This is a genomic window from Frondihabitans sp. PAMC 28766, assembly GCF_001577365.1.
GTDB lineage: Bacteria > Actinomycetota > Actinomycetes > Actinomycetales > Microbacteriaceae > Frondihabitans.
The window spans coordinates 3903606-3924100 of record NZ_CP014513.1 but is presented as its reverse complement, the minus strand read 5'-3'; the positions used below and the strand labels follow the sequence as shown (position 1 = coordinate 3924100).

Genomic DNA, 20495 nt, shown 5'->3' with positions numbered 1-20495 from the left:
TCATCAGGTCGTCACAGTGGGCTCATAGGATTCAGCAGATACTTGGAAAGGTGACCACTTCAGCCCCCATCACCGCACCCGCCGCCCCGCGTCTCACTCGCGCCGACGGCTCGCCTCTCCGCGTCCTCGTCGTCGACGACGAGAACAGCCTCACCGACCTGCTCTCGATGGCGCTCCGCTACGAGGGGTGGGAGGTCAAGGCGGCTCCCGACGGCCAGACTGCCCTGTCGCTCGCCCGCGACTTCAAGCCCGACGCCATCGTGCTCGACGTGATGCTGCCCGACATCGACGGGCTGCAGGTGCTCGGTCGCCTCCGCAGCGGCGGCGACGACACCCCGATCCTCTTCCTCACCGCGAAAGACGCCGTCGAGGATCGCGTGACGGGCCTCACCGCGGGCGGCGACGACTACGTCACCAAGCCCTTCAGCCTCGAAGAGGTCGTCGCACGCCTCCGCGGCCTCATCCGCCGCTCGGCCGCCATGGTCTCCGAGCACGGAGACTCGCGCATCGTCGTGGGCGACCTCGTTCTCGACGAAGAGAGCTACGAGGTGTCGCGCGCGGGCCGCGAGATCGAGCTGACCGCCACCGAGTTCGAGCTGCTGCGCTTCCTCATGCGGAACCCCCGCCGCGTCCTCTCGAAGGCGCAGATCCTCGACCGCGTCTGGAGTTACGACTTCGGCGGCAAGTCGAGCGTCGTCGAGATCTACATCTCGTACCTCCGCAAGAAGATCGACGCCGGCGAAGAGCCCATGATCCACACCGTCCGCGGCGTCGGATACGTGATCAAGCCCATCGCGTCGTGAGCACCAGCCCGGCAGCCTCCGCCAGGCGGTGGGCGACGCGCTTCCGGGGCCCGATGACGCTGCGGCGGCGGCTCGTGCTGAGCATCGTCGCCATCTCGGCCCTCTTGGCCATCCTCATCGGCGCGATCAGCGTGATCGTGCTGCAGAAAGTCCTCGAGCAGCAGCTGGAGAACCAGCTCACATCCGCCGTGGCCCGTGCGTCCGGTCAAGACGGCCGCGAGGGCTTCGGCGGCGGCGCGGGTACCGGCGCAACCCCGACAGGCCCCAGTCAAGCGCCGGGAACCATCACGGCCTATTTCTCCGGCACGTCGTCCTCGAGTTCGAGCGACGTGCTCGGTGCCGCCACGGTGCTTGACTCCGGTCACCTCGGGACTGTGGCGTCGAGCGTCGAAAAACAGCTCGCTGTCGTGCCGGTCAGTGCTGCCAGCCGGAAGGTCAATCTCACCGCCAACTTCGGCAGCTATCTCGTCCGGTCGGTACCGGTCGGCGTTCGAATGAGCGATGGCAGCGTCACGGCTGCTCGCGTGACCGTCGCTCTTCCTCGAGACAGCGTCACAGGACCCGTGTCAAAGCTGATCGCCAGCATCGCGATCATCGCCGCGGTCGGCATCGCCGTCTCCATTTTCTTCGCGATGCTGACGGTCAAGTACGCCCTCGGCCCGCTGCAGCGCATGGCCGAGACCGCGGCGCGCGTCGCCGAGATGCCCCTCGACCGCGGTGAGGTCGCCCTCGACGCCCGCGTGCCCGAAGAGGACACCGACGTCCGCACCGAAGTCGGCCGGGTCGGCGCCGCCATGAACCGCATGCTCGGTCACGTCTCGCATGCGCTCACGGCCCGCCAGCTCTCCGAGAACAAGGTGCGGCAGTTCGTCGCCGACGCCTCGCACGAGCTGCGCACGCCGCTCGCCTCGGTGCGCGGCTACGCCGAGCTCACCCGCCGCATGGGCAAGGATCTGCCCGAAGACGTCGTCTACGCGATGGGCAGGATCGAGTCCGAATCCGTGCGCATGACCTCGCTCGTCGAAGAGCTCCTCTTGCTCGCCCGCCTCGACGAGGGCACCGACCTCGTGCTGAAAGAGGTCGACATGACGCGCATCGTGCTCGACGCCGTGCACGACACTCACGTCGCTGACACCGGCCACCGCTACGAGGTGACCGTGCCGGAAGAGCCGATCCAGCTGCAGGGTGACCCCATGCGCCTGCACCAGGTCGTCGCCAACCTGCTCGGCAACGCCCGCACGCACACCCCGGAGGGCACCGAGGTCTGGGTCACGCTCGAGCGGGACGACGAGGCGGGGCAGGCGGTCGTGACGATCGCCGACAACGGGCCCGGCATCGATCCTGCCGTCATGCCCGTGCTGTTCGAACGGTTCGCGCGCGGCGACAGCTCTCGCTCGCGCAAGGCCGGGTCGACCGGACTGGGCCTGGCGATCGTGCAGGCGGTGGTGCACTCGCACGGCGGCACCGTCACGGCGAGTGCCGGAGACCCCGGCGCCGTCTTCACCGTGCGCCTGCCGTTGATGCGCGTGCTGCCGCAGGGCGCCCCCGTGCCCCTGCCGGCCCCCGAGCCCGCCCGCTCGTAGCGCGCCCGCACCTGCCCGCTGCCCGCTGCCCCTTGCCCGGCGCCGAAAGGGCGCAGACGCACCAGATGCCGCGCATCCCGCTGCGTTTGCGCCCTCTCGGCGCCGGGCCCAGGGCCGAGTGCGTGGATTCCGGCCCCGAGGAGGAAGTCGCCCGCGGCGATGCCCTCCCCTCCGTTCTACCTATAGGTGCGGCGCCCCCGACAGGAAACTTCTGTGAGGGAGCGCCGCACCTATAGGTAGAACGGGAGGAGGGAGGCAGGTAGGACGGGAGGAGGGAGGCAGGTAGGACGGGAGGGGAGGGAGAGTTGCGGGCGACGGGGCGGGTCGCCTACACTGAACGAAGCCCAAGACCGCTGGTTGCTGGCGTGTGTGTGCAAACGCAGATGACAGCCGAAGGTTCTCTCACGAGAGAAGTCCCGCGCAGGTGTGTACAGCAAGACAGCAATGTCGAGGCTCTGCGCTCCCGCGCAGAGCCTTTTTTCGTGTGACGACCGGATCCGAAAGGATCACGAGGGGCTACCAGCACTCACACGTTAGGAGCGACATGGCGAACAAGGAAGCTTCGGTCGCCGAGCTCACGGAATCCTTCCGTAGCTCGACCGCCGTCCTGCTCACCGAGTACCGCGGCCTCTCCGTGGCACAGCTGAAGACGCTGCGCACCGGAATCCGCGAGGATGCCACCTACGCCGTCGTGAAGAACACGCTCACCAAGATCGCGGCGAACGCTGCGGGTATCTCGTCGTTCGACGAGGAGCTCGTCGGCCCGTCGGCGATCGCTTTCGTCCACGGCGACCCCGTCGCCGTGGCCAAGAGTCTGCGTGAATTCTCGAAGGCCAACCCCGAGCTCGTCGTGAAGGGCGGTTACTTCGACGGTAACCCCCTGACCGCAGCCGAGGTCAACCAGCTCGCCGATCTCGAGTCGCGGGAGGTGCTGCTGGGCAAACTGGCCGGCGCCTTCAAGGCCTCGCTGTTCGGTGCGGCCTACCTCTTCAACGCTCCGCTCTCTCAGGCCGTTCGCACGGTCGAGGCGCTGCGTCAGAAGCAGGAGGACGCGGCCTAAACAGCCGATCCGGTTGCAGCAGTACTCGCAACAAGCAGCACCATCCCCACTTTTTAGCTACACAACAAGGAGAAAATCATGGCAAAGCTCAGCCAGGACGAACTGATCGACGCTTTCAAGGAGCTCACGCTCATCGAGCTCTCGGACTTCGTCAAGAAGTTCGAAGAGGTCTTCGAGGTCACCGCTGCGGCCCCGTCGCCGCCGCCGGTGCCGCCGGCCCCGCCGCCCCGGTCGAAGAGGTCGAGGAGAAGGACTCGTTCGACGTCGTCCTCGAGGCCGCCGGTGACAAGAAGATCCAGGTCATCAAAGAGGTCCGCGCGCTCACGAGCCTCGGTCTCGGCGAGGCCAAGGCCGTCGTCGACGGCGCCCCCTCGACCGTTCTCGAGGGCGCCAACAAGGAGACCGCCGAGAAGGCCAAGGCTGCTCTCGAGGCCGCCGGCGCGACGATCACCCTCAAGTAGCATCGCCCGAAGGGCGAGCAATAGGCACAGGGCGACGCCCTGAGCAAGTTGCATGACAGATCAACCCCGGGCGGGAACGTCCGGGGTTGAACTGTTTCCAGGCCTTGTGTTGTCTAAGCACTCTCGGTCAGGCCCAACGACACAGCCCGCGCAATCGCCTCGCGCCGATTCGTCGCCGACAGCTTGCGGTAGATGCTGCGCACGTGGCTCTTCACGGTGTTGACCGAGATGAACAGCTCGGCGCCGATCTGGCTGAGAGTCGCCCCCGTCGCGAGATGCCGGACGATGACGATCTCGCGTTCGCTCAGCGGGTCGGCCAGCGGTTGCGCGTCGTCGTGCCCGGCCCCGTGCAGGCGGTCGATCAGCGCGGCGACGATCGGCGGCTGTACGCGGTCGGCGGCGCGCGAGAGCAGGCGGTCGAGCACCTCCTCGGGCAGGGCCCGGAAGGGCCATGACGTGTCGTGCGTCGCCGCCATCAAGAGGCTGCGGTCGAAGGCGATGCTGGCCGCCACCGTCTGCCCGAGGTCGTGGTGCGCGGCCGCCGCGAGGGCGTGGATCTGCGCCATGGCGCGCGTCGAGTGCAGGTCGCCGAGCGTGAGGCACTCGCCGAGGGCGTCGAGGGCCGCCTGCGGGTCGCCGACCGTGAAGTACGACAGCGCGATGACCCGTGCCGGGCAGGTCGCGTGGCGCTGTCCCGGGGTCAGATCGTCGAGCGAGTGCCGCGACGTCTCGACCTCGCCGAGCCGCCGGAGGGCTTCGGCTCGCAGGATGCGACAGGCCGCGTCGAGCGCCAGGCTCCCGCTGTAGCGGGCGAGACGCCGCGTCACCCGCCCGAGCAGGTCGAGGGCTTCGATGGAGGCGCCGTGCAGGTGCTGGGACAGCGCCTCGGCGAATAGGGAGTGGGCTTCCCAGTCGCTGCCCCGACTCGAGATCCTGAGGTCGCGAAGCTGCGTGTCGACGTCGGCGGTCGAGGTGTCGCGCTCGATCAGCAGGTGGAACCGGGTCAGGTGCGCGAGCGCGGCGAATGCCGACCGACCGAGATCGGTACCCTCGGCGTGCTGGAGTGCGAGGTCGGCCTGACGTTCGGCTTCGGCGAAGTCGCCGAGCTGGAAGGACAGATAGGCGAGGCCGGCGTGGCACTCGACCGTCTCGGCGGTCGACAGGTGCTCGTCGGCGAGGCCTTCGGCGAGTGACAGGGCGAACAGGCTCTCGTCGTAGGCGCCCAGGTGGATGCGCACGAGGCCGAGCTGCAGCGAGAACGACGCGCTGAGGTCGATTCGCCGACTGATCTCGAGCGAAGGGTCTTTCTCGAGCATGGTGCGGGCCAGCTCGAGGTTGTCGCGGGCGACCAGCATCTCGCCGAGCGTGCGCTGCGTCGCTGCGAGGTGGACCAGGTAGCCGGCGCGCACGTCGAGCGGCGAGTCGGGGTCGGCGTCGATGCTCTTCCTGACCGCGCGGAACCAGGGGAGGGCCGCGCTCGCGCTCGTCGAGCCGATCGACCGGTGGCTGGCCGCGAGGGCGAGCAGGATACGGGGTCTCGCGCTCCATTCGGCCTCGGGAACGCTGCGCACGGCCTCACGCAGCCGCGCCCCCTGGAGCGGGGCGATCTGCGGCCATATGCTCTCGATCGTGTCGAGCAGCGAGCGGTTGTCGACTTGGAGGGCCGTCGATGTCGATGGGTCGACAGTCGTATCGTTTCGGGAATTCACGGGTTACCTCTGCCGCATCGGGTAGTTCCCCGGTCGGGACGGGGAATGCGGCGTTCGGGCTGGGCACCGAATGTGGATCGATCGGTGGGCGGATGCCCCCGGGAAGACGTGGTGCGTCAGAGTCTTCCCGGCTTCGGTGCCGCTGCCCATCACACATCATAAACTGAGATTTCGTCTGCCCAAGGGGTTTTCCGAAGTCGACCAGAACTGGGGGCATCCGAAGGCCTACAGTGTCCGCATGAGCATGCGGGGTGGTGGTGGCGGTCGCGGGGGCCGTGTTTCAGGGGCCGACGCCTCCGCGCAGAAGGCGGCGAACGCAGAGGCGCCCAAGATCCCCGACCTGATCAAGCGCATCCGCTCGCTCTTCGCGCCGCACGGGCGGGCCCTGATCGTGACCATCGTCCTGGTGCTCGTGGGCGCTGCGATCAGCGTGGTGCCGCCGCTCCTCACCCAGCAGGCGTTCGACAAGGGGCTCTTCCCGAAGGGCGGCCCGAACCTCCCGGTGCTGTTCCGCCTGGTGGGCACGATGGTGGGCCTCTGGATCCTGTCGGCCGGAATCGGCGTGTGGCAGACGTATCTGACGGCAACTGTCGGCAACAAGGTCATGGGCGCCCTGCGTATCCGGCTGTTCGGGCACCTGCAGCGCATGGAGCTGGCGTTCTTCACCCGCACCAAGACCGGGGTCATCCAGTCGCGCCTCCAGAACGACGTCGGCGGCGTGGCCAACGTGCTCAGCAACACGATCCAGAGCGTCCTCGGCAACACCGTCACCGTGATCGCGGCCTTCGTCGCGATGCTGCTGCTGAGCTGGCAGATGACGATCGTCGCCGTCGTGCTGCTGCCCGTGCTCGTGATAGCCCAGCGCAAGGTCGGCCAGGTCAGGGCTCGGATCGCGACGGCCACGCAGGAGTCGCTGTCGGACATGACGGCCATCACACAGGAGACCCTGAGCGTGTCGGGCATCCTGCTCGCGAAGAGCTTCAACCAGCAGCGCACGGAGATCGAGCGCTACGCATCCGAGAACCGCACCCAGATCGGCCTGCAGGTGCGCCAGCAGATGAGCGGCCAGTGGTTCTTCGCCACGGTGCAGATCTTCCTGTCCATCATCCCGGCCGTCATCTACGTCGTCGCGGCCTACCTGATCCAGGATGGTGTGACCGTCACGGCCGGCACGATCGTCGCGTTCACGACGGTGCAGGCCCGTCTCACCTTCCCGCTCATGGCTCTGCTGCGCGTCGCCCTCGACATCCAGACCTCGGGAGCCCTCTTCGCGCGCATCTTCGAGTACCTCGATCTGCACCCCGCCATCAGCGACCCGCACGCCCCGAAGCACCTGAAGCGGCAGGATCTGGGGCGCGTCGAATTCGACGACGTCTCGTTCGCCTACCCCGACGCCGAGCCGGGGGCCAAGACCCTCGACGGGCTCTCGTTCGACATCGAGCCCGGACAGTTCGCCGCGTTCGTCGGGCCGTCCGGTGCCGGCAAGACGACGGTCTCGTATCTGATCCCGCGCTTCTACGAGGTCTCGGGCGGGGCGGTGCGCTTCGCCTCGGTCGATGTGCGCGACCTCGACCAGGAGGAGCTGGTCGGCAGCATCGGAATCGTCAGCCAGGAGACCTATCTCTTCCACGCCACGATCGGCGACAACCTGCGCTACGCGAGGCCGGGTGCCACCCTCGGACAGCTCGAGACGGCGGCCCGGCAGGCCAACATCCACGACACGATCATGTCGTTCCCCGACGGGTACGACACGGTGGTGGGCGAGCGCGGCTACCGGCTGTCGGGCGGCGAGAAGCAGCGGATCGCGATCGCGCGCGTGCTGCTCAAAGATCCTGCCGTCCTCGTGCTCGACGAGGCGACCAGCGCCCTCGACTCGGTGTCGGAGCGTATCGTCCAGGCGGCCCTCGACACGGCGGCACGCGGTCGCACCACCATCGCGATCGCCCACCGCCTGTCGACGGTACGCGGCGCCGACGTGATCTTCGTGGTGAAGGCCGGGCGCATCGTCGAGCGCGGCACCCACGACGAGCTGCTCGAGGTCGGCGGGGTCTACGCCGAGCTTTACGACCAGCAGGTGAGTGTTCCCGGCTGACTCCGGGGCGCGGCCCGCTCCCCACGTACCCCGGCTAGTCCGCCTTTCAGCCCTGGTGCCGCTGTGACCCCTGTGCTTATTGTTCTCTTGGAACGGTGAGTTCTGCTCACCCGAGACGTTCTTCAGGGGAGTCATGAGCCAGGATCCGCCCGTCGCCAGCCCTGTTCCGCGCCGCCGATTCCGATGGGGCGCCTTCATCGGCCGAGGCTCGCTGGACATCCAGTCGAAGCTGCTCATCATGCTGCTCGCCGTCAGCGTCCTCGCCACGATCGTCGTCGGGGCGATCGGCTACGTCAACGGCCGCAACTCGCTCGAGGACGCCGCCTTCCAGCAGGTGACGAACCTGCGCGAGTCGCGGTCGAGCGAACTGCAGCGAACCGTCGCCGAGATCCAGCAGGACGTCATCCTCGACAGCCGCAACCAGAGCGCGATCCAGGCGACCGCGGCCTTCACGAAAGGCTTCGACGCCCTTCAGGGCACCCCGGTCACGGCCACCGAGAAGTCGGACATCTCGTCGTTCTACGCCGACGACTTCGCGCCCGCGCTCGAGAAGAAGAGCGGCGAGACGACCGACCCGAGCCTTTTCGAGCCGACCACCAACCCCGAGGCGTACCTGCAGACGCACTACACGGTGCCCTACAAGCTCGACTACGACAAGGCGCTCGCGGTCGACGACGCCGGCGACGGCAGCGCCTGGTCGGCGGCGCACGCGAAGTATCACGACTACTTCCGTGAGCTGGTCAAGCAGGCCGGCTACGAAGACGTCCTGCTGCTCGACACCAAGGGCAACGTCGTCTACTCGGCCTATTCGGGCGTCGATCTCGGCACGAACGTGCTGAACGGCCCCTACTCGAAGTCGAACCTGACGACGGCCTACAACGAGTCGCTGCGCTCGAACTCGGTCGACTCGGCGTTCACCACCGACTTCGCGCGGTACCAGCCGTCGCTCGACGACCCGACGGCGTGGATCGCATCGCCCGTGGGCTCGGGGTCGAACGTCGAGGGCGTCCTGGCGATCCAGGTGCCGACTCAGACGATCAACTCGGTCATGACCGGCAACCAGGCCTGGAAGTCGGACGGCCTCGGCGACACCGGAGAGGCCTACCTCGCCGGGCCCGACAAGACGATGCGCTCTGACTCGCGCGAGCTGCTGCAAGACCCCAAGCAGTTCGAGAAGGATGCCGTGGCGGCCGGCACCCCGGTGGCGACTGCCGAGGCGGAGGTGACTGCCAAGAGCAGCATCCTTCTGCAACCGGTGAACACGACCGCCGTGACGAAAGGCCTCCAGGGCAAGAGCGGCACCGCCGTCGACACCGACTATCTCGGCCATCAGGCGCTCGTGGCCTATGCCCCTCTGACGCTCAACGGGCTGAACTACGTGATCGTGGCGAAGGTCAATGCGTCGGAGGCGTTCGCGCCGGTGGACGCGTTCACGCGCAACCTCTTCCTCTCGATGGCGGCCATCATCGTGATCGTGACGCTGCTGTCTCTGATCCTGGCCCAGGTGTTCGTCAGACCCGTGCGCAAGCTGCAGACCGCGGTCAACCGCGTCAGTGCCGGCGAGATCGGCGTCGAAGTGCAGACGAAGACGGGCGACGAGTTCGGCGACCTCGGCGCCTCGTTCAACGACATGAGCCGCAGCCTCAAGCTGAAACAGGATCTGCTCGACGAGCAGAAGGCCGAGAACGACCGGCTGCTGCTCACGTTGATGCCGGCGGAGGTGGCCAAGCGCTACAAGGAGGGCGAGGAGACGATCGCCGAGGACCACGTCGACGTCTCGGTGTCGTATGCCGACGTGGTGGGCTTCGAGGAGTTCAGCCGCACCAAGAAGTCGGGCGACGCGCTCCTCCTGCTCAACGGCCTGTGGAAGTCGTTCGACGAGGCGGCCGACCGGCTCGGCGTCGAGAAGGTGCGGTCGACGCAGCGCGGCTACCTCGCCAGCTGCGGGCTGACCGTGCCGCGCGTCGACAACGCCCGGCGCATCGTCGACTTCACGCTTGAGCAGCAGCAGATCATCGAGCGCTTCAACGGCGTCAACGGCACGAAGCTCTCGCTGCGGGCCGGCCTCGACACCGGCACAGTGACGAGCGGCCTGATCGGGCGCACCAGCCTCGTCTACGACATGTGGGGCGATGCGGTGAGTCTCGCCTACCGCGTGCAGGGTACCGGTGCTGTGCCGGGCATCTACGCCACGCAGCGGGTGGTCGACAAGCTCGGCGACACGGTCGAGTCCTCCGACGAGGGCACCGTCGAGACGCAGTCGGGGCCGCAGCGGGTCTACCGGATCGGCGGGGAGTCGAACCGTGGTTAATGTCTGGCAGCTGCCCTGGTTCTGGCCGGCCATCGCCGTCGTGATCGGCCTGCCGATCGTGCTGATCATCCTCACCGAGCTCGGTTCGAACCTCGATCGGCGCGGCAACCCCGGGGCGAAGCTCGTGCGGCTCGCCCGCAACTTCGTGATTCCGAGCGCCGCTGTCGCGCTCCTGCTCGGCGAGGTGACGAAGGCCGTCGGCTCGGTCGACTTCACCTGGACGAAGCTGCTGACGACGCTGTTCGGGTTCCTCGTGATCCTGTTCATCCTGAACAGCTTCAACCTGGCGCTGTTCACGAACGCCGAAGAGGGGTCGTGGCGCGAGCGCCTGCCGTCGATCTTCATCGACATCGCTCGCATCGTGCTGATCGTGATCGGTCTCGCGATCCTGTTCAAGCTCGTCTGGAACACCGATGTAGCAGGCCTCTTCACCGCCCTCGGCGTGACCTCGATCGTGCTGGGCCTGGCTCTGCAGGGGGCCATCGGCAGCGTCGTGTCGGGCCTCCTGCTGCTGTTCGAGCAGCCCTTCCGTCTCGGCGACTACCTCGACGCCGGCGGAACGCGCGGCCGGGTCATCGAGGTCAACTGGCGGGCCGTGCACATCGACACCGGCAACGGCGTGCAGATCATCCCGAACGCGTCGCTGGCCGGGTCGTCGTTCACCAACCTCAGCCGCGGCGATCGCGGCTTCACCGTCTCGACGAAGGTCACCTTCACCACCGACGACCCGCCGGCCGAGGTCGTCGCGTTGCTCGAGCGTCTGGCGCTCGGGCTGCCGACGATCTTTCCCCACACGACGCCGGTCGCCGTGCCGCTCGGCGGCGCCGACTACGAGCTGTCGTTCGTGGTGCGCGGCCCCGGCGCAGAGGGCGAGGCGCTCGCGATCTTCCGCTCGCGCGTCTGGTACGCCGCCCGGCGTGCCGGTCTCGGTCTCGACGGCGACACCACTGACGCCTTCGTCACGCCCGAGCGCATCAGCGCGTCGGTGCGCGAGGTGGCCCCGCTGCTGCACCTCGCCGGCGACGACGCGGCAGCCCTCGAGCCCGTCGTGCGCCTCGAGCGCTACGCCGCGGGCGAGGTCGTGTTCGACGCGGGCACCGTGCCGACGGCGATCCTGTTCGTGCTCAACGGGTCGGCCAGCCTCACGATCCCACTCTCCGACGGTGGGCTGCTGCCGGTCAGCCGGATCGACGCGGGCGACTACCTCGGCCAGACCGCCCTCACCCGCGAAGTGCTGCTCACGACGGCGATCGCCGTCACCGAGCTCGCCGTGCTGCGGGTGCCCGCCGAGACTCTCGACGAGCTGGTGCGAGCGAGGCCGCGCCTGGCCCGCGAGTTCGGCGAGGTGATCGAGCGGCGCCGCCGGCAGGTGCGCACGACTCTGCAGGATCAACCGGGACTCGCGCCGGCCGCGCCCGGCCTGGCCCGCCCCTGACCGATTCGACGCCGGCCGCTTCGACGCCGGCCGCTTCGACGCTGACCGCTTCGATGCCGGCCGATTCGCCGCCGGGCGGGCGCCGCATCCCCTCCATGTCACACTCCCAGGCCCGTCGATAGACTCGGGGGCGTGAAGTTCGCCAAGACAGTCATCGACCTCGTCGGCAACACTCCGCTCGTCCAGCTGAACAGCGTGACCGAGGGCATCACCGCCACGGTCCTCGCCAAGGTGGAGTACCTGAATCCTGGTGGCTCGTCCAAAGACCGCATCGCCACGCGGATCATCGACGCCGCCGAGCGTGACGGCCTCTTGAAGCCCGGAGGCACGATCGTCGAGCCGACCAGCGGCAACACCGGCGTCGGCCTGGCGCTCGTCGCCCAGCAGCGAGGCTACCGCTGCGTCTTCGTGCTGCCCGACAAGGTCGGCGAAGACAAGCGCAACGTGCTCACCGCGTACGGCGCCGAGATCGTCGTCACGCCGACCGCCGTCGCCCCCGACAGCCCCGAGTCGTACTACAGCGTCTCCGACCGTCTCGTCGCCGAGATCCCGGGAGCGTTCAAGCCCAACCAGTACGAGAACCCCAATGGGCCTCTCAGTCACTACGAGACCACCGGCCCCGAGATCTGGCGCGACACCGACGGCCGTGTCACGCACTTCGTGGCCGGCGTCGGCACCGGCGGCACCATCAGCGGCACGGGGCGCTACCTCAAGGAGGTGTCGGAGGGTGGCGTGCAGATCGTCGGCGCCGACCCCGAGGGCAGCGTCTACTCCGGCGGCACGGGTCGCCCCTACCTCGTCGAGGGCGTCGGCGAAGATTTCTGGCCGGGCGCCTACGACGGCAGCGTCGTCGACAGGATCATCGCGGTGTCCGACGCGAGGTCGTTCGACATCACGCGGCGGCTGGCCCGCGAAGAGGGCCTCCTGGTCGGCGGCTCGAGCGGCATGGCCGTCGCCGCGGCCCTCGACGTCGCCCGCGAGCTCGGCCCCGACGACGTCGTCGTCGTGCTGCTGCCCGACTCGGGTCGCGGCTACCTCGGCAAGATCTTCAACGACCGCTGGATGCGCTCGTACGGCTTCAGCGAGATCGCCGACGAACGCACGGTCAGCGACCTCATCGCCTCCAAGAGCGGCGAGCTGCCGGATCTCGTGCACGCGCACCCCTCCGACACCGTGCGCGACGTCGTGCAGATCATGTCGACCTACGGCGTCTCGCAGATGCCGGTGCTCTCGGCCGAGCCGCCCGTCGTCATCGGCGAAGTCGTCGGGGCCGTCGAAGAGAAGGCGCTGCTCGAGCAGGTCTTCTCCGGCCAGGCGCAGATGACCGACTCGATCGGCAAGTTCATCGGGGCGCCGCTCGCCCTCATCGGCCTCAACGAGTCGGTGGCCCAGGCCCGCCGTGCTCTCGAGAAGAGCGACGCGCTGCTGGTCACGAGCGACGGCAAACCCGCTGCGGTCGTGACGCGTCACGACCTGCTCGCGTTCCTGTCCGAATAAACGCGCTGTGCCGGTGGTTCGGCTGACCGAGCCGCGTTCGCGCCATCCACCCTTCACTCTTCACTCTTCACACCCGAGGACTCCTTCGTGACCCACTCCTTCGAGACCCGCGCCATCCACGACGGTCAGGCGTTCGACCCGACCACCGGCGCCGTCGTCCCGCCGATCTACCAGACCTCGACGTTCGTGCAGGACGGCATCGGCGGCTTCCGCTCGGGCTACGAGTACGGCCGCTCGGCGAACCCGACCCGCGACTCGCTGCAGACGGTGCTCGCCAGCCTCGAGGGCGGCGCCCGCGCGTTCAGCTTCGCGTCGGGGCTGGCCGCGGAGGACGCGCTCCTGCGGGCCGTCCTGACGCCAGGATCCCGCGTGGTGATGGGCAACGACGTCTATGGCGGCACGCATCGCCTCGTCAACCGCGTGTGGAAGCCCTGGGGAGTCGCGCTCGAGACGGTCGACATGAGCGACCTCGACGCCGTCCGCACCGTGGTCGGCGCATCCGACACCACCGTCCTCTGGGTCGAGACGCCGTCGAACCCGCTGATGAAGATCAGCGACATCGCCGCGCTCGCCGAGATCGGGCACGCCGCCGGCGCACTCGTCGTCGTCGACAACACCTTCGCCTCGCCCTACGTGCAGCAGCCGTTGGCGCTGGGCGCCGACGTGGTCGTGCACTCGACGACAAAGTACCTGGGTGGGCACTCCGACACTCTCGGCGGCGCCGTCGTCGTGCAGGATGCCTCGTTGGCCGACAAGGTCGAGTTCATCCAGTTCGGCGTCGGGGCCGTGTCGGCGCCGATGGAGGCCTGGCTGACCATCCGCGGTATCAAGACCCTCGGGGTGCGCGTCGACCGCCACTCGACGAACGCGCAGGCGGTCGCCGAGGCGATCGTCGGGCATCCTGCCGTCGCCCAGGTCTTCTACCCGGGCCTCGAAGGCCACCCCGGGCACGAGCTCGCCTCGCGGCAGATGAAGCGCTTCGGCGGCATGCTCTCGGTCGGGCTGGCGGGCGGTGCGGCTGCCGCGCGGCAGTTCGCCGAGGCGACCGAGCTCTTCCAGCTGGCGGAGTCGCTCGGCGGCGTCGAGTCGCTGATCGGCTACCCGACCGCGATGACGCACGCCTCCGTGATCGGCACCGAGCTGGAGGTGCCCGACAACATCGTGCGCCTGTCGGTCGGAATCGAGTCGGAGGCGGATCTCGTCGCCGACGTGCTGCAGGCGCTCGGGCGCGTCGCCGCGGTCTAGACCCCAGCCGCCGGCGTGGACCCTCGGCGGCGGGCTCGACCCTCGCCGCCGGCGTCTGCGCAATGCCTAGGCATTGCGCGGCCGCCGCTCGCGAGGGTGCAGCAGCGGGAGGAGCCGGTACGGTCGAGGGGTGACGAGCGATTGGCGGGACGACCGGGTGAGTGCCGCGCTGCACGGTGAGAATCCGACGGTGCTGCGGCGGCTCGACGCGAGCTTCGCGGTGATCGGCGACGTGCAGTTCCTGCCGGGATACAGCGTCGCGATCAGCGACACCGTCGGGGTCGATCGGCTGAGCGACCTCTCGCGGGCCGAGCGGCTGCGCTTCCTCGGCGACATGGAGCGCCTCGGGGCGGCCGTCGAAAGCGTCTGCGCCGAGTTCGACCCCGCGTTCGTGCGGGTGAACCTCGAGATCCTGGGCAATGCCGATGCGTTTCTGCACGCTCACGTGTGGCCGCGCTACGAGTGGGAGGGGGATCTCGTGAAGCGGCCCGTGTGGCTGCACCCCGTGGCTTCCTGGAGCGCACCAGCGACGGCGCTCGGCCCGCAGCACGACGCCCTGCGGGCGGCGCTCTCGGCCCAGCTCGACGCCTCGTCCTAGAGGTCGGGTTGGGGCCTCGGCAACCCTCCGCGGACCACCTCGTCGGTCGACTCGCCACATTCTGAACGATGGCGGCCTGGTGAACCGTGGCGTTCTAATGTAGAATATTAGTCTTGACCCTGTTCTCGACGAAAGCTGACCGATGCCCGCGGTTCACGACGCCCCTCCGACCCGCGCCTCTGGGCGACGTTCGCAGAAGAAGCGGCGTGCCGTGCGTCGCATCCTGATTGCGGTCGTCGTGCTGGTCGCTCTCGTCGGGTCCGCCGTCGGCGCCGGGGCCCTCATGGTCTACGAGACGGTCGGTAAGAACATCACGACGCTGCCCGATGGGAAGGTCTTCCCGAAAGACGAGGTGCGCCCGCCCGCGGCGTCGACCGGGGCCGAGAACATCCTGCTGCTCGGGTCGGACTCGCGGCAGAGCGAGGGGCAGCACGACCTCGCGGCTGCGGGCGGCCAGCGATCCGACGTGATGATGCTCGTGCACGTGCACGTGCCCGCCGACCGGTCCGATATCTCAGTGACGTCGATCATGCGTGACACCTGGGTGCCCGTTCCCGGCCACGGCGACGCCAAGATCAATGCGGCACTCGCGTGGGGCGGCGTGCCGCTCGTGGTGCAGACCGTGGAGGGGCTGCTCGCGCAGCGGATCGACCACGTGGCCATCATCGACTTCGAAGGCATCAAGGGCATGACGACTGCGCTGGGCGGCGTCTACGCCGACAACTCGGTGCCGTTCACCAGCGGCGGGCACTTCTACGCGCAGGGGCCCATCAAGCTTGAGGGCGACGAGGCCCTCCGCTACGTGCGGGAGCGCCACGCGTTCGCGACGTCCGACTATCAGCGCGTCACGAACCAGCAGTCGCTGCTGCGCGGCATCCTGACCAAGGCCATCAGCCGCGACGTGCTGGGCGACCCGAAGCAATTGCTCGACTTCGCGAGCGAGACGTCGAAGTTCTTGACCGTCGACTCCGGCCTCACCCTGATTGAGGCGGGGTCGCTCGCCTACAGTCTGCGGGGAATCGACGCGTCTGACATGAGCTTCTTCACCATGCCGACGGCAGGCACCGGTTCGTCGCCCGACGGGCAGTCGATCGTCAAGCTCGACCCGGCCGCCATGGATTCGTTCCGAAAGGCTGTCGCCAGCGACACCGTGCCCGAATTCGAGAAGCAGCACGCCCCCGCCCGGTAGTCGGCACAACGAGCCGGAGGCGGCCAGGCCGCGAGCGAGAGGGATGCCGCCTGGTCGCTGTCGAGCGGGAGCCCGCTGGGCATGCGCTCGCGAGCCCAGCGGGAAGTGTCTTGCGAGCGCCCACTTCAGGTTCGCCCGAATTCAGGCAGAACTGAATTCGGCGCTTCCAAAGACCGTGCCCGGAAGGCGTCGGATTCCGCCGACGGCACGGACGGAACGAGTGACGGCGACGACGCCGCCCGCCGACAACGGCAACCGGCGCGACGGCGCTGCTGGCGAGACGGGAACTCGTGCCCGGTCAGCCCCACCACGTCGGAAACATGAGCACCATGTTGTCGACGAGGGTCTTGCGGCTGGTGCGCTTGCCGGACAGCCACGTCTCGATCACACCGACGAGGCCGTGCGCGATGAAACCGGCCACGAGGGGTGCCGAGGCGCCCTCGGGCAGGGTGGCCTCGTGACGGTCGAGGTGCTCCAGGCACGAGATCTCGAAGTGCCGGGCGAGCACACGGTGCGTCGAGGCGTCGAGCGCGTCGGGCAGCGCGAGGCGGTAGATGTCTTTGTATTTGACGACGTGGTCGACGATGCGCTCCATGCCCTTGCGGGTGATCGACGGGGCGTCGAGGGCGCTGGTCTCGCGCAGTTCGTAGTCGCCCGAGCGGATGGCGTCGAGGTCGGGCGTCAGAACGTCGACGAGCAGCGAGCCCGGCGAGGTGGCGTGGCTGTAGAACGTCGCGCGGTTGATGCCGGCAGCCCGGGTCACGTCCGCGACCGTGATCGACGACACCGGCGTCGACGAAGCAAGCTCGACGATTGCGGTGTGCAGCGCTGTCGTCGTTTGCACGATTCGTGCGTCGACCATCGTCGGTCCTCCCCATTCTCTGGTGCCCCAGAGCCTAGCCCCGGGCGACTGACGATTATGCCAGGTCGATCGGCGGGGCTGTCCCAGGGAGGGCCGAGGCTCCTAGAGTGGCGACATGAGTGATGCTCTGCAAGACGCCCAGGCCGCGGCTGCCGCTGCTGTGGCTGCCGCTGAGAAGGCCAAGCAGGATGCCGAGGACGCCCTCGCTCGCGCCCAGCAGATCGCCGCCGAGGCGACGGCGGCCGCGCAACAGGCCGCTGAGCAGGCTGTAGCGGCGGTCACAGCGGCAGCGGCGACCGGGTCAGCGGTAGTGACAGCGGCAGCGCCGGCCGGGCCAGCGCCGGCCGATCAGGCCGCGGCGCCCGCCCCGCAGCCGACCGCACCGACGCGCCCCCTCGGCGACGCCGACGTCGCCACGATCCGCACCGGCTACGCCTTCGCCGGCCCCGCCCTCGAGATGGGCGCCCTGGTCAACGGCGAGGCTCAGGCCGACGTGCCGATCCGCATCCCCCTCGCGATGATGAACCGGCACGGCCTCGTCGCCGGCGCGACCGGCACAGGCAAGACGAAGACTCTGCAGGTACTCGCCGAGCAGCTGTCCGCAGCCGGTGTGCCGGTGTTCGCGGCCGACGTGAAGGGCGACCTCTCGGGGATCGCGACGCCGGGGGAGTCGAACCCCAAGCTGCTCGAGCGCACGGAGGGCATCGGGCAGCACTGGTCCCCCCAGGCCGCCCCCACCGAGTACTTCGCGCTCGGGGGCAAGGGCACAGGGATCCCCGTGCGGGCCACCGTGTCGGGCTTCGGCCCGATCCTGCTCTCGAAGGTGCTGGGCCTCAACGCGACGCAGGAGTCGAGCCTCGGTCTCGTCTTCCACTACGCCGAGAAGGCGGGGCTCGCGCTCCTCGACCTCAGCGACCTCCGCACCGTGCTGAGCTATCTCACGAGCGACGACGGCAAAGGCGAGCTGCAGGATCTCGGGGGGCTGAGCAGCCAGACCGTCGGCGTGATCCTGCGCGAGCTGATCACCTTCGCCGACCAGGGCGCCGACGAGTTCTTCGGCGAGCCCGAGATGGACACCGCGGAGTTCCTCCGCACGGCACCCGACGGTCGCGGCATCGTCAGCCTCCTCGAGCTGCCCGGCGTCGCGACGCAGCCGGCCCTCTTCTCGACCTTCCTGATGTGGATGCTCGCCGACCTCTACAACGACCTGCCCGAGGTCGGCGACCTCGACAAGCCGAAGCTGGTCTTCTTCTTCGACGAGGCCCACCTGCTCTTCCGCGACGCGTCGAAGGACTTCCTGGCCTCCATCACCCAGACCGTGCGCCTCATCCGCTCGAAGGGGGTCGGCATCGTCTTCGTCACGCAGACGCCGAAAGACGTGCCCTCCGAAGTGCTCGCGCAGCTCGGCTCGCGGGTGCAGCACCAGCTGCGCGCCTTCACGCCCGACGACGCCAAGGCTCTGAAAGCAACCGTCTCGACCTACCCGTCGAGCGGCTACGACCTCGCCGCCGTGCTGCAGTCGCTCGCCACGGGCGAGGCGATCGTCACCGTGATGAACGAGAAGGGCGCGCCGTCGCCGGTCGCCTGGACCAGACTGCGGGCGCCTCAGGGCTCGATGTCGCCCACCCCGCAGGCCGCCATGGACGCCACGGTCGCAGGATCACCGCTGCGCGACACATACTGGGAGCCGATCGATCGCGAGTCGGCCCGCGAGATCCTGACGGCGAAGCTGGATGCGGCGGCGTCGGCCGAGCAGGCTCGCACCGACGCGGAGGCTGTCGCGAAGGCCCAGACGGAGGCGGAGAAGGCTGCCGCAGCGCAGGCCAAAGCCCAGGCCTCGGCGGAGAAGTCGGCGGCCAAGGCCGAAGCCGATGCAGCCCGTGAGCGCGCGAAGATCCAGGCGGAGTACGACCGTCAGCAGCGGGGGTTCGAGCGGGCCGAGAAGGCTCAGCGGGCCACGAAGGCCCCGGCCGCGCGGGCGTCCACGTCGCGTCGCGGCTCGGGCTCGAACAATCCGCTGAGCGACCTGCTCGGGTCGTCGGCGAGCAACACGATCGTGCGCGAGGTGGTGAAGGGGATCTTCGGCACGCTGCGGCGGCGCTGACAGATCACGCCCGGACGATGCCCTCGATGGCGGCCAGCACGCCCGCCAGAGCGATCGCGCCGACACCGACGGCGATCAGCCGGAAGACCCGGGTCTCGTACCAGCCGCGAGCCGTCGGGTACATCTCGTAGTACTCGCCCCGCGACAGCGGCTGCTCGTCGACGACGAGTTGCACGTCGAGGGCCTCGGCGATGGCGCGGATGTCGGCCTCCGACCAGAACAGGCCGCTCATGCCGAACAGGCGCCGGCCTTCGGCGTCGAGGACGAGCATCTGCGTCAGCGACTCGGTCGACGAGCCGCGGTAGACCCGGCTGATCAGCACGTGGTCGACGGCAGTGCGGTCGACGCTGGTGGCGGTGAGCACCATGCGGCGCTTGACGAGCGTGCTCGGCGTGACAGCCGAGTAGACGAGTTTGAAGCGGATGAAGACTGCGAAGAAGACGGCGGTCACGATGACTTCGACGCACGCCACAACCGGCCAGGTGCCCGTTCGCGCCGTGAGCCAGAGGCAGGCGGCGAAGACGGGGACCAGGCTGAACGCTGCCGACAAGAGGGCTGTGCGACCCAGCGACTGGATCGGCACGACGGTCGTGGTGAACTCGGTGCGGTCGAGCCCTCGCTGCATTGTCATCTCGTTCTCCCCCATGAAGTGGCGCACGCAGTGCCCAGCAGTCACACGCAGGCTCGGGTGCCCTCGCATGTCGAGCATCTGCGGTGGTTCACGCAAGACCCCTCCACCCCTGGAGGGCCTCCCGTGCAGTGCCTACTGTAAGCCCGGCCGCCGACAGGGCGGACTGCCCAGTTCGGGTGGTAGCAGACCAGTGGGTATGTTTTTTCACCCGCGGGTGACCGGCGGACTAGCGCTCGAACGTCTCGCCGCCGAACCTCTCGTCGCGTAGGCGGTCGATCTCGCGGCGGTCGCGTTTCGTGGGGCGTCCGGCGCCGCGGTCGCGCAGCGGGATGTAGAGCAGCTCTTTGCGTTCGGGAGGCGGTGGGCTCATGTCGGTGAGTGCGGTGGCGGCGACGGGGGCGCCGACCCGCTTCGTCAGGATCGTGCGGACGGTCACGATGCGCTCCCAGCCCTCGATCCTGGTGCGGATCTCGTCTCCGGGCCGCACCGTGTGCGCGGCTTTCACCCGCTCGCCGTTGACCCGCACGTGGCCCGCGCGGCACGCCGCCGTCGCGGCCGAGCGCGTCTTGTACACGCGGACGGCCCACATCCACGCGTCCACCCGTGCGCTCGCCGCCGCTTCGCCGCTCATGCTCTCCACCCTACGTCCGCCGCCCGGTCTGCCCCTTCGCTGCACTAGTGCCGCCAGAACACGGCGGAGGAGCTTCGGCGAGGCCGCGCAGCGGCCGACGCCGGCGGGAGCGGAGCGACCCAGCCAAACCAGCGACGCCCCTGCGAGGTTTCGAAGAAACCGAACAGGGGCGATGCGTCGCGGAGAATGGGGGATTCGAACCCCCGAGGGCTTGCACCCAACACGCTTTCCAAGCGTGCGCCATAGGCCACTAGGCGAATTCTCCAGTGATCGGCGGGGTGAGC

15 protein-coding genes, 1 tRNA gene and 1 pseudogene are annotated in these 20495 nt (G+C 68.8%); 12 read left to right on the top strand and 5 right to left on the bottom strand.

What is annotated here, in order from left to right:
* Nucleotides 1-38: 38 nt before the first annotated feature.
* The 4 genes and pseudogenes from AX769_RS18710 (at nucleotide 39) to rplL (ending at nucleotide 3907) form a co-directional block, all read left to right on the top strand.
* Nucleotides 39-803 carry a response regulator transcription factor gene (locus AX769_RS18710; RefSeq protein ID WP_157887830.1) on the top strand — a complete coding sequence of 255 codons (765 nt, stop codon included), beginning with the start codon at nucleotides 39-41 and terminating at the stop codon, nucleotides 801-803.
* Complete coding sequence (locus AX769_RS18705; protein WP_204249236.1) at nucleotides 800-2386, top strand: cell wall metabolism sensor histidine kinase WalK; 1587 nt, start codon at nucleotides 800-802, stop codon at nucleotides 2384-2386. Before AX769_RS18710 ends, AX769_RS18705 begins: the two co-directional genes overlap by 4 nt.
* A gap of 544 nt (nucleotides 2387-2930) precedes the next feature.
* Nucleotides 2931-3446, top strand: coding sequence for a 50S ribosomal protein L10 (rplJ, locus tag AX769_RS18700; RefSeq protein WP_066282221.1), 516 nt, complete (start codon nucleotides 2931-2933; stop codon nucleotides 3444-3446).
* 78 nt (nucleotides 3447-3524) lie between these two features.
* Nucleotides 3525-3907: pseudogene (rplL, locus tag AX769_RS23285) on the top strand (50S ribosomal protein L7/L12).
* 113 nt (nucleotides 3908-4020) lie between these two features.
* On the opposite strand, the gene AX769_RS25475 reads toward rplL, so the two are convergent.
* Entirely contained in the window at nucleotides 4021-5616 is a 1596-nt protein-coding gene (locus tag AX769_RS25475) for a LuxR C-terminal-related transcriptional regulator (protein ID WP_066282218.1), read from the bottom strand.
* A 238-nt stretch (nucleotides 5617-5854) separates the two neighbouring features.
* Between AX769_RS25475 and AX769_RS18685 the strand changes: the two genes are divergently transcribed.
* From AX769_RS18685 to AX769_RS18655, 7 genes are all read left to right on the top strand, one after another.
* Nucleotides 5855-7708, top strand: a complete 1854-nt coding sequence (locus tag AX769_RS18685; RefSeq protein WP_066282216.1) for an ABC transporter ATP-binding protein — start codon at nucleotides 5855-5857, stop codon at nucleotides 7706-7708.
* A gap of 133 nt (nucleotides 7709-7841) precedes the next feature.
* Nucleotides 7842-10019: an adenylate/guanylate cyclase domain-containing protein gene (locus tag AX769_RS18680; RefSeq protein ID WP_066282215.1), complete on the top strand. Its 2178-nt coding sequence runs from the start codon at nucleotides 7842-7844 to the stop codon at nucleotides 10017-10019.
* Nucleotides 10012-11454 (top strand): mechanosensitive ion channel family protein, encoded by a 1443-nt coding sequence (locus tag AX769_RS18675; RefSeq protein WP_066282214.1) that lies wholly within the window; start codon nucleotides 10012-10014, stop codon nucleotides 11452-11454. Before AX769_RS18680 ends, AX769_RS18675 begins: the two co-directional genes overlap by 8 nt.
* Before the next feature lie 132 nt (nucleotides 11455-11586).
* A complete protein-coding gene (locus AX769_RS18670; RefSeq protein WP_066282212.1) occupies nucleotides 11587-12951 on the top strand; it encodes a cystathionine beta-synthase in 1365 nt (454 codons plus the stop codon).
* A gap of 87 nt (nucleotides 12952-13038) precedes the next feature.
* On the top strand, nucleotides 13039-14196 hold the full coding sequence (locus AX769_RS18665; protein WP_066282210.1) for a cystathionine gamma-synthase: 1158 nt from the start codon (nucleotides 13039-13041) through the stop codon (nucleotides 14194-14196).
* Nucleotides 14197-14326: 130 nt separating this feature from the next.
* On the top strand, nucleotides 14327-14794 hold the full coding sequence (locus tag AX769_RS18660; RefSeq protein ID WP_066282207.1) for an HIT family protein: 468 nt from the start codon (nucleotides 14327-14329) through the stop codon (nucleotides 14792-14794).
* Nucleotides 14795-14936: 142 nt separating this feature from the next.
* Nucleotides 14937-15983, top strand: a complete 1047-nt coding sequence (locus AX769_RS18655; protein ID WP_066282205.1) for an LCP family protein — start codon at nucleotides 14937-14939, stop codon at nucleotides 15981-15983.
* 298 nt (nucleotides 15984-16281) lie between these two features.
* Here AX769_RS18655 and AX769_RS18650 read toward each other — a convergent pair whose 3' ends face one another.
* On the bottom strand, nucleotides 16282-16845 hold the full coding sequence (locus tag AX769_RS18650; protein ID WP_066282203.1) for a TetR/AcrR family transcriptional regulator: 564 nt from the start codon (nucleotides 16843-16845) through the stop codon (nucleotides 16282-16284).
* Between the two features lie 115 nt (nucleotides 16846-16960).
* Here AX769_RS18650 and AX769_RS18645 point away from each other — a divergent pair, with 115 nt between their 5' ends.
* Nucleotides 16961-18949, top strand: coding sequence for a helicase HerA-like domain-containing protein (locus AX769_RS18645; protein WP_066282202.1), 1989 nt, complete (start codon nucleotides 16961-16963; stop codon nucleotides 18947-18949).
* A gap of 4 nt (nucleotides 18950-18953) precedes the next feature.
* Here AX769_RS18645 and AX769_RS18640 read toward each other — a convergent pair whose 3' ends face one another.
* From AX769_RS18640 to AX769_RS18630, 3 genes are all read right to left on the bottom strand, one after another.
* On the bottom strand, nucleotides 18954-19580 hold the full coding sequence (locus tag AX769_RS18640; RefSeq protein ID WP_157887728.1) for a hypothetical protein: 627 nt from the start codon (nucleotides 19578-19580) through the stop codon (nucleotides 18954-18956).
* Between the two features lie 226 nt (nucleotides 19581-19806).
* A complete protein-coding gene (locus AX769_RS18635) occupies nucleotides 19807-20211 on the bottom strand; it encodes an RNA-binding S4 domain-containing protein (protein WP_066282200.1) in 405 nt (134 codons plus the stop codon).
* 180 nt (nucleotides 20212-20391) lie between these two features.
* A tRNA-Ser gene (locus AX769_RS18630) sits at nucleotides 20392-20476 on the bottom strand.
* Between the last annotated feature and the right edge of the window lie 19 nt (nucleotides 20477-20495).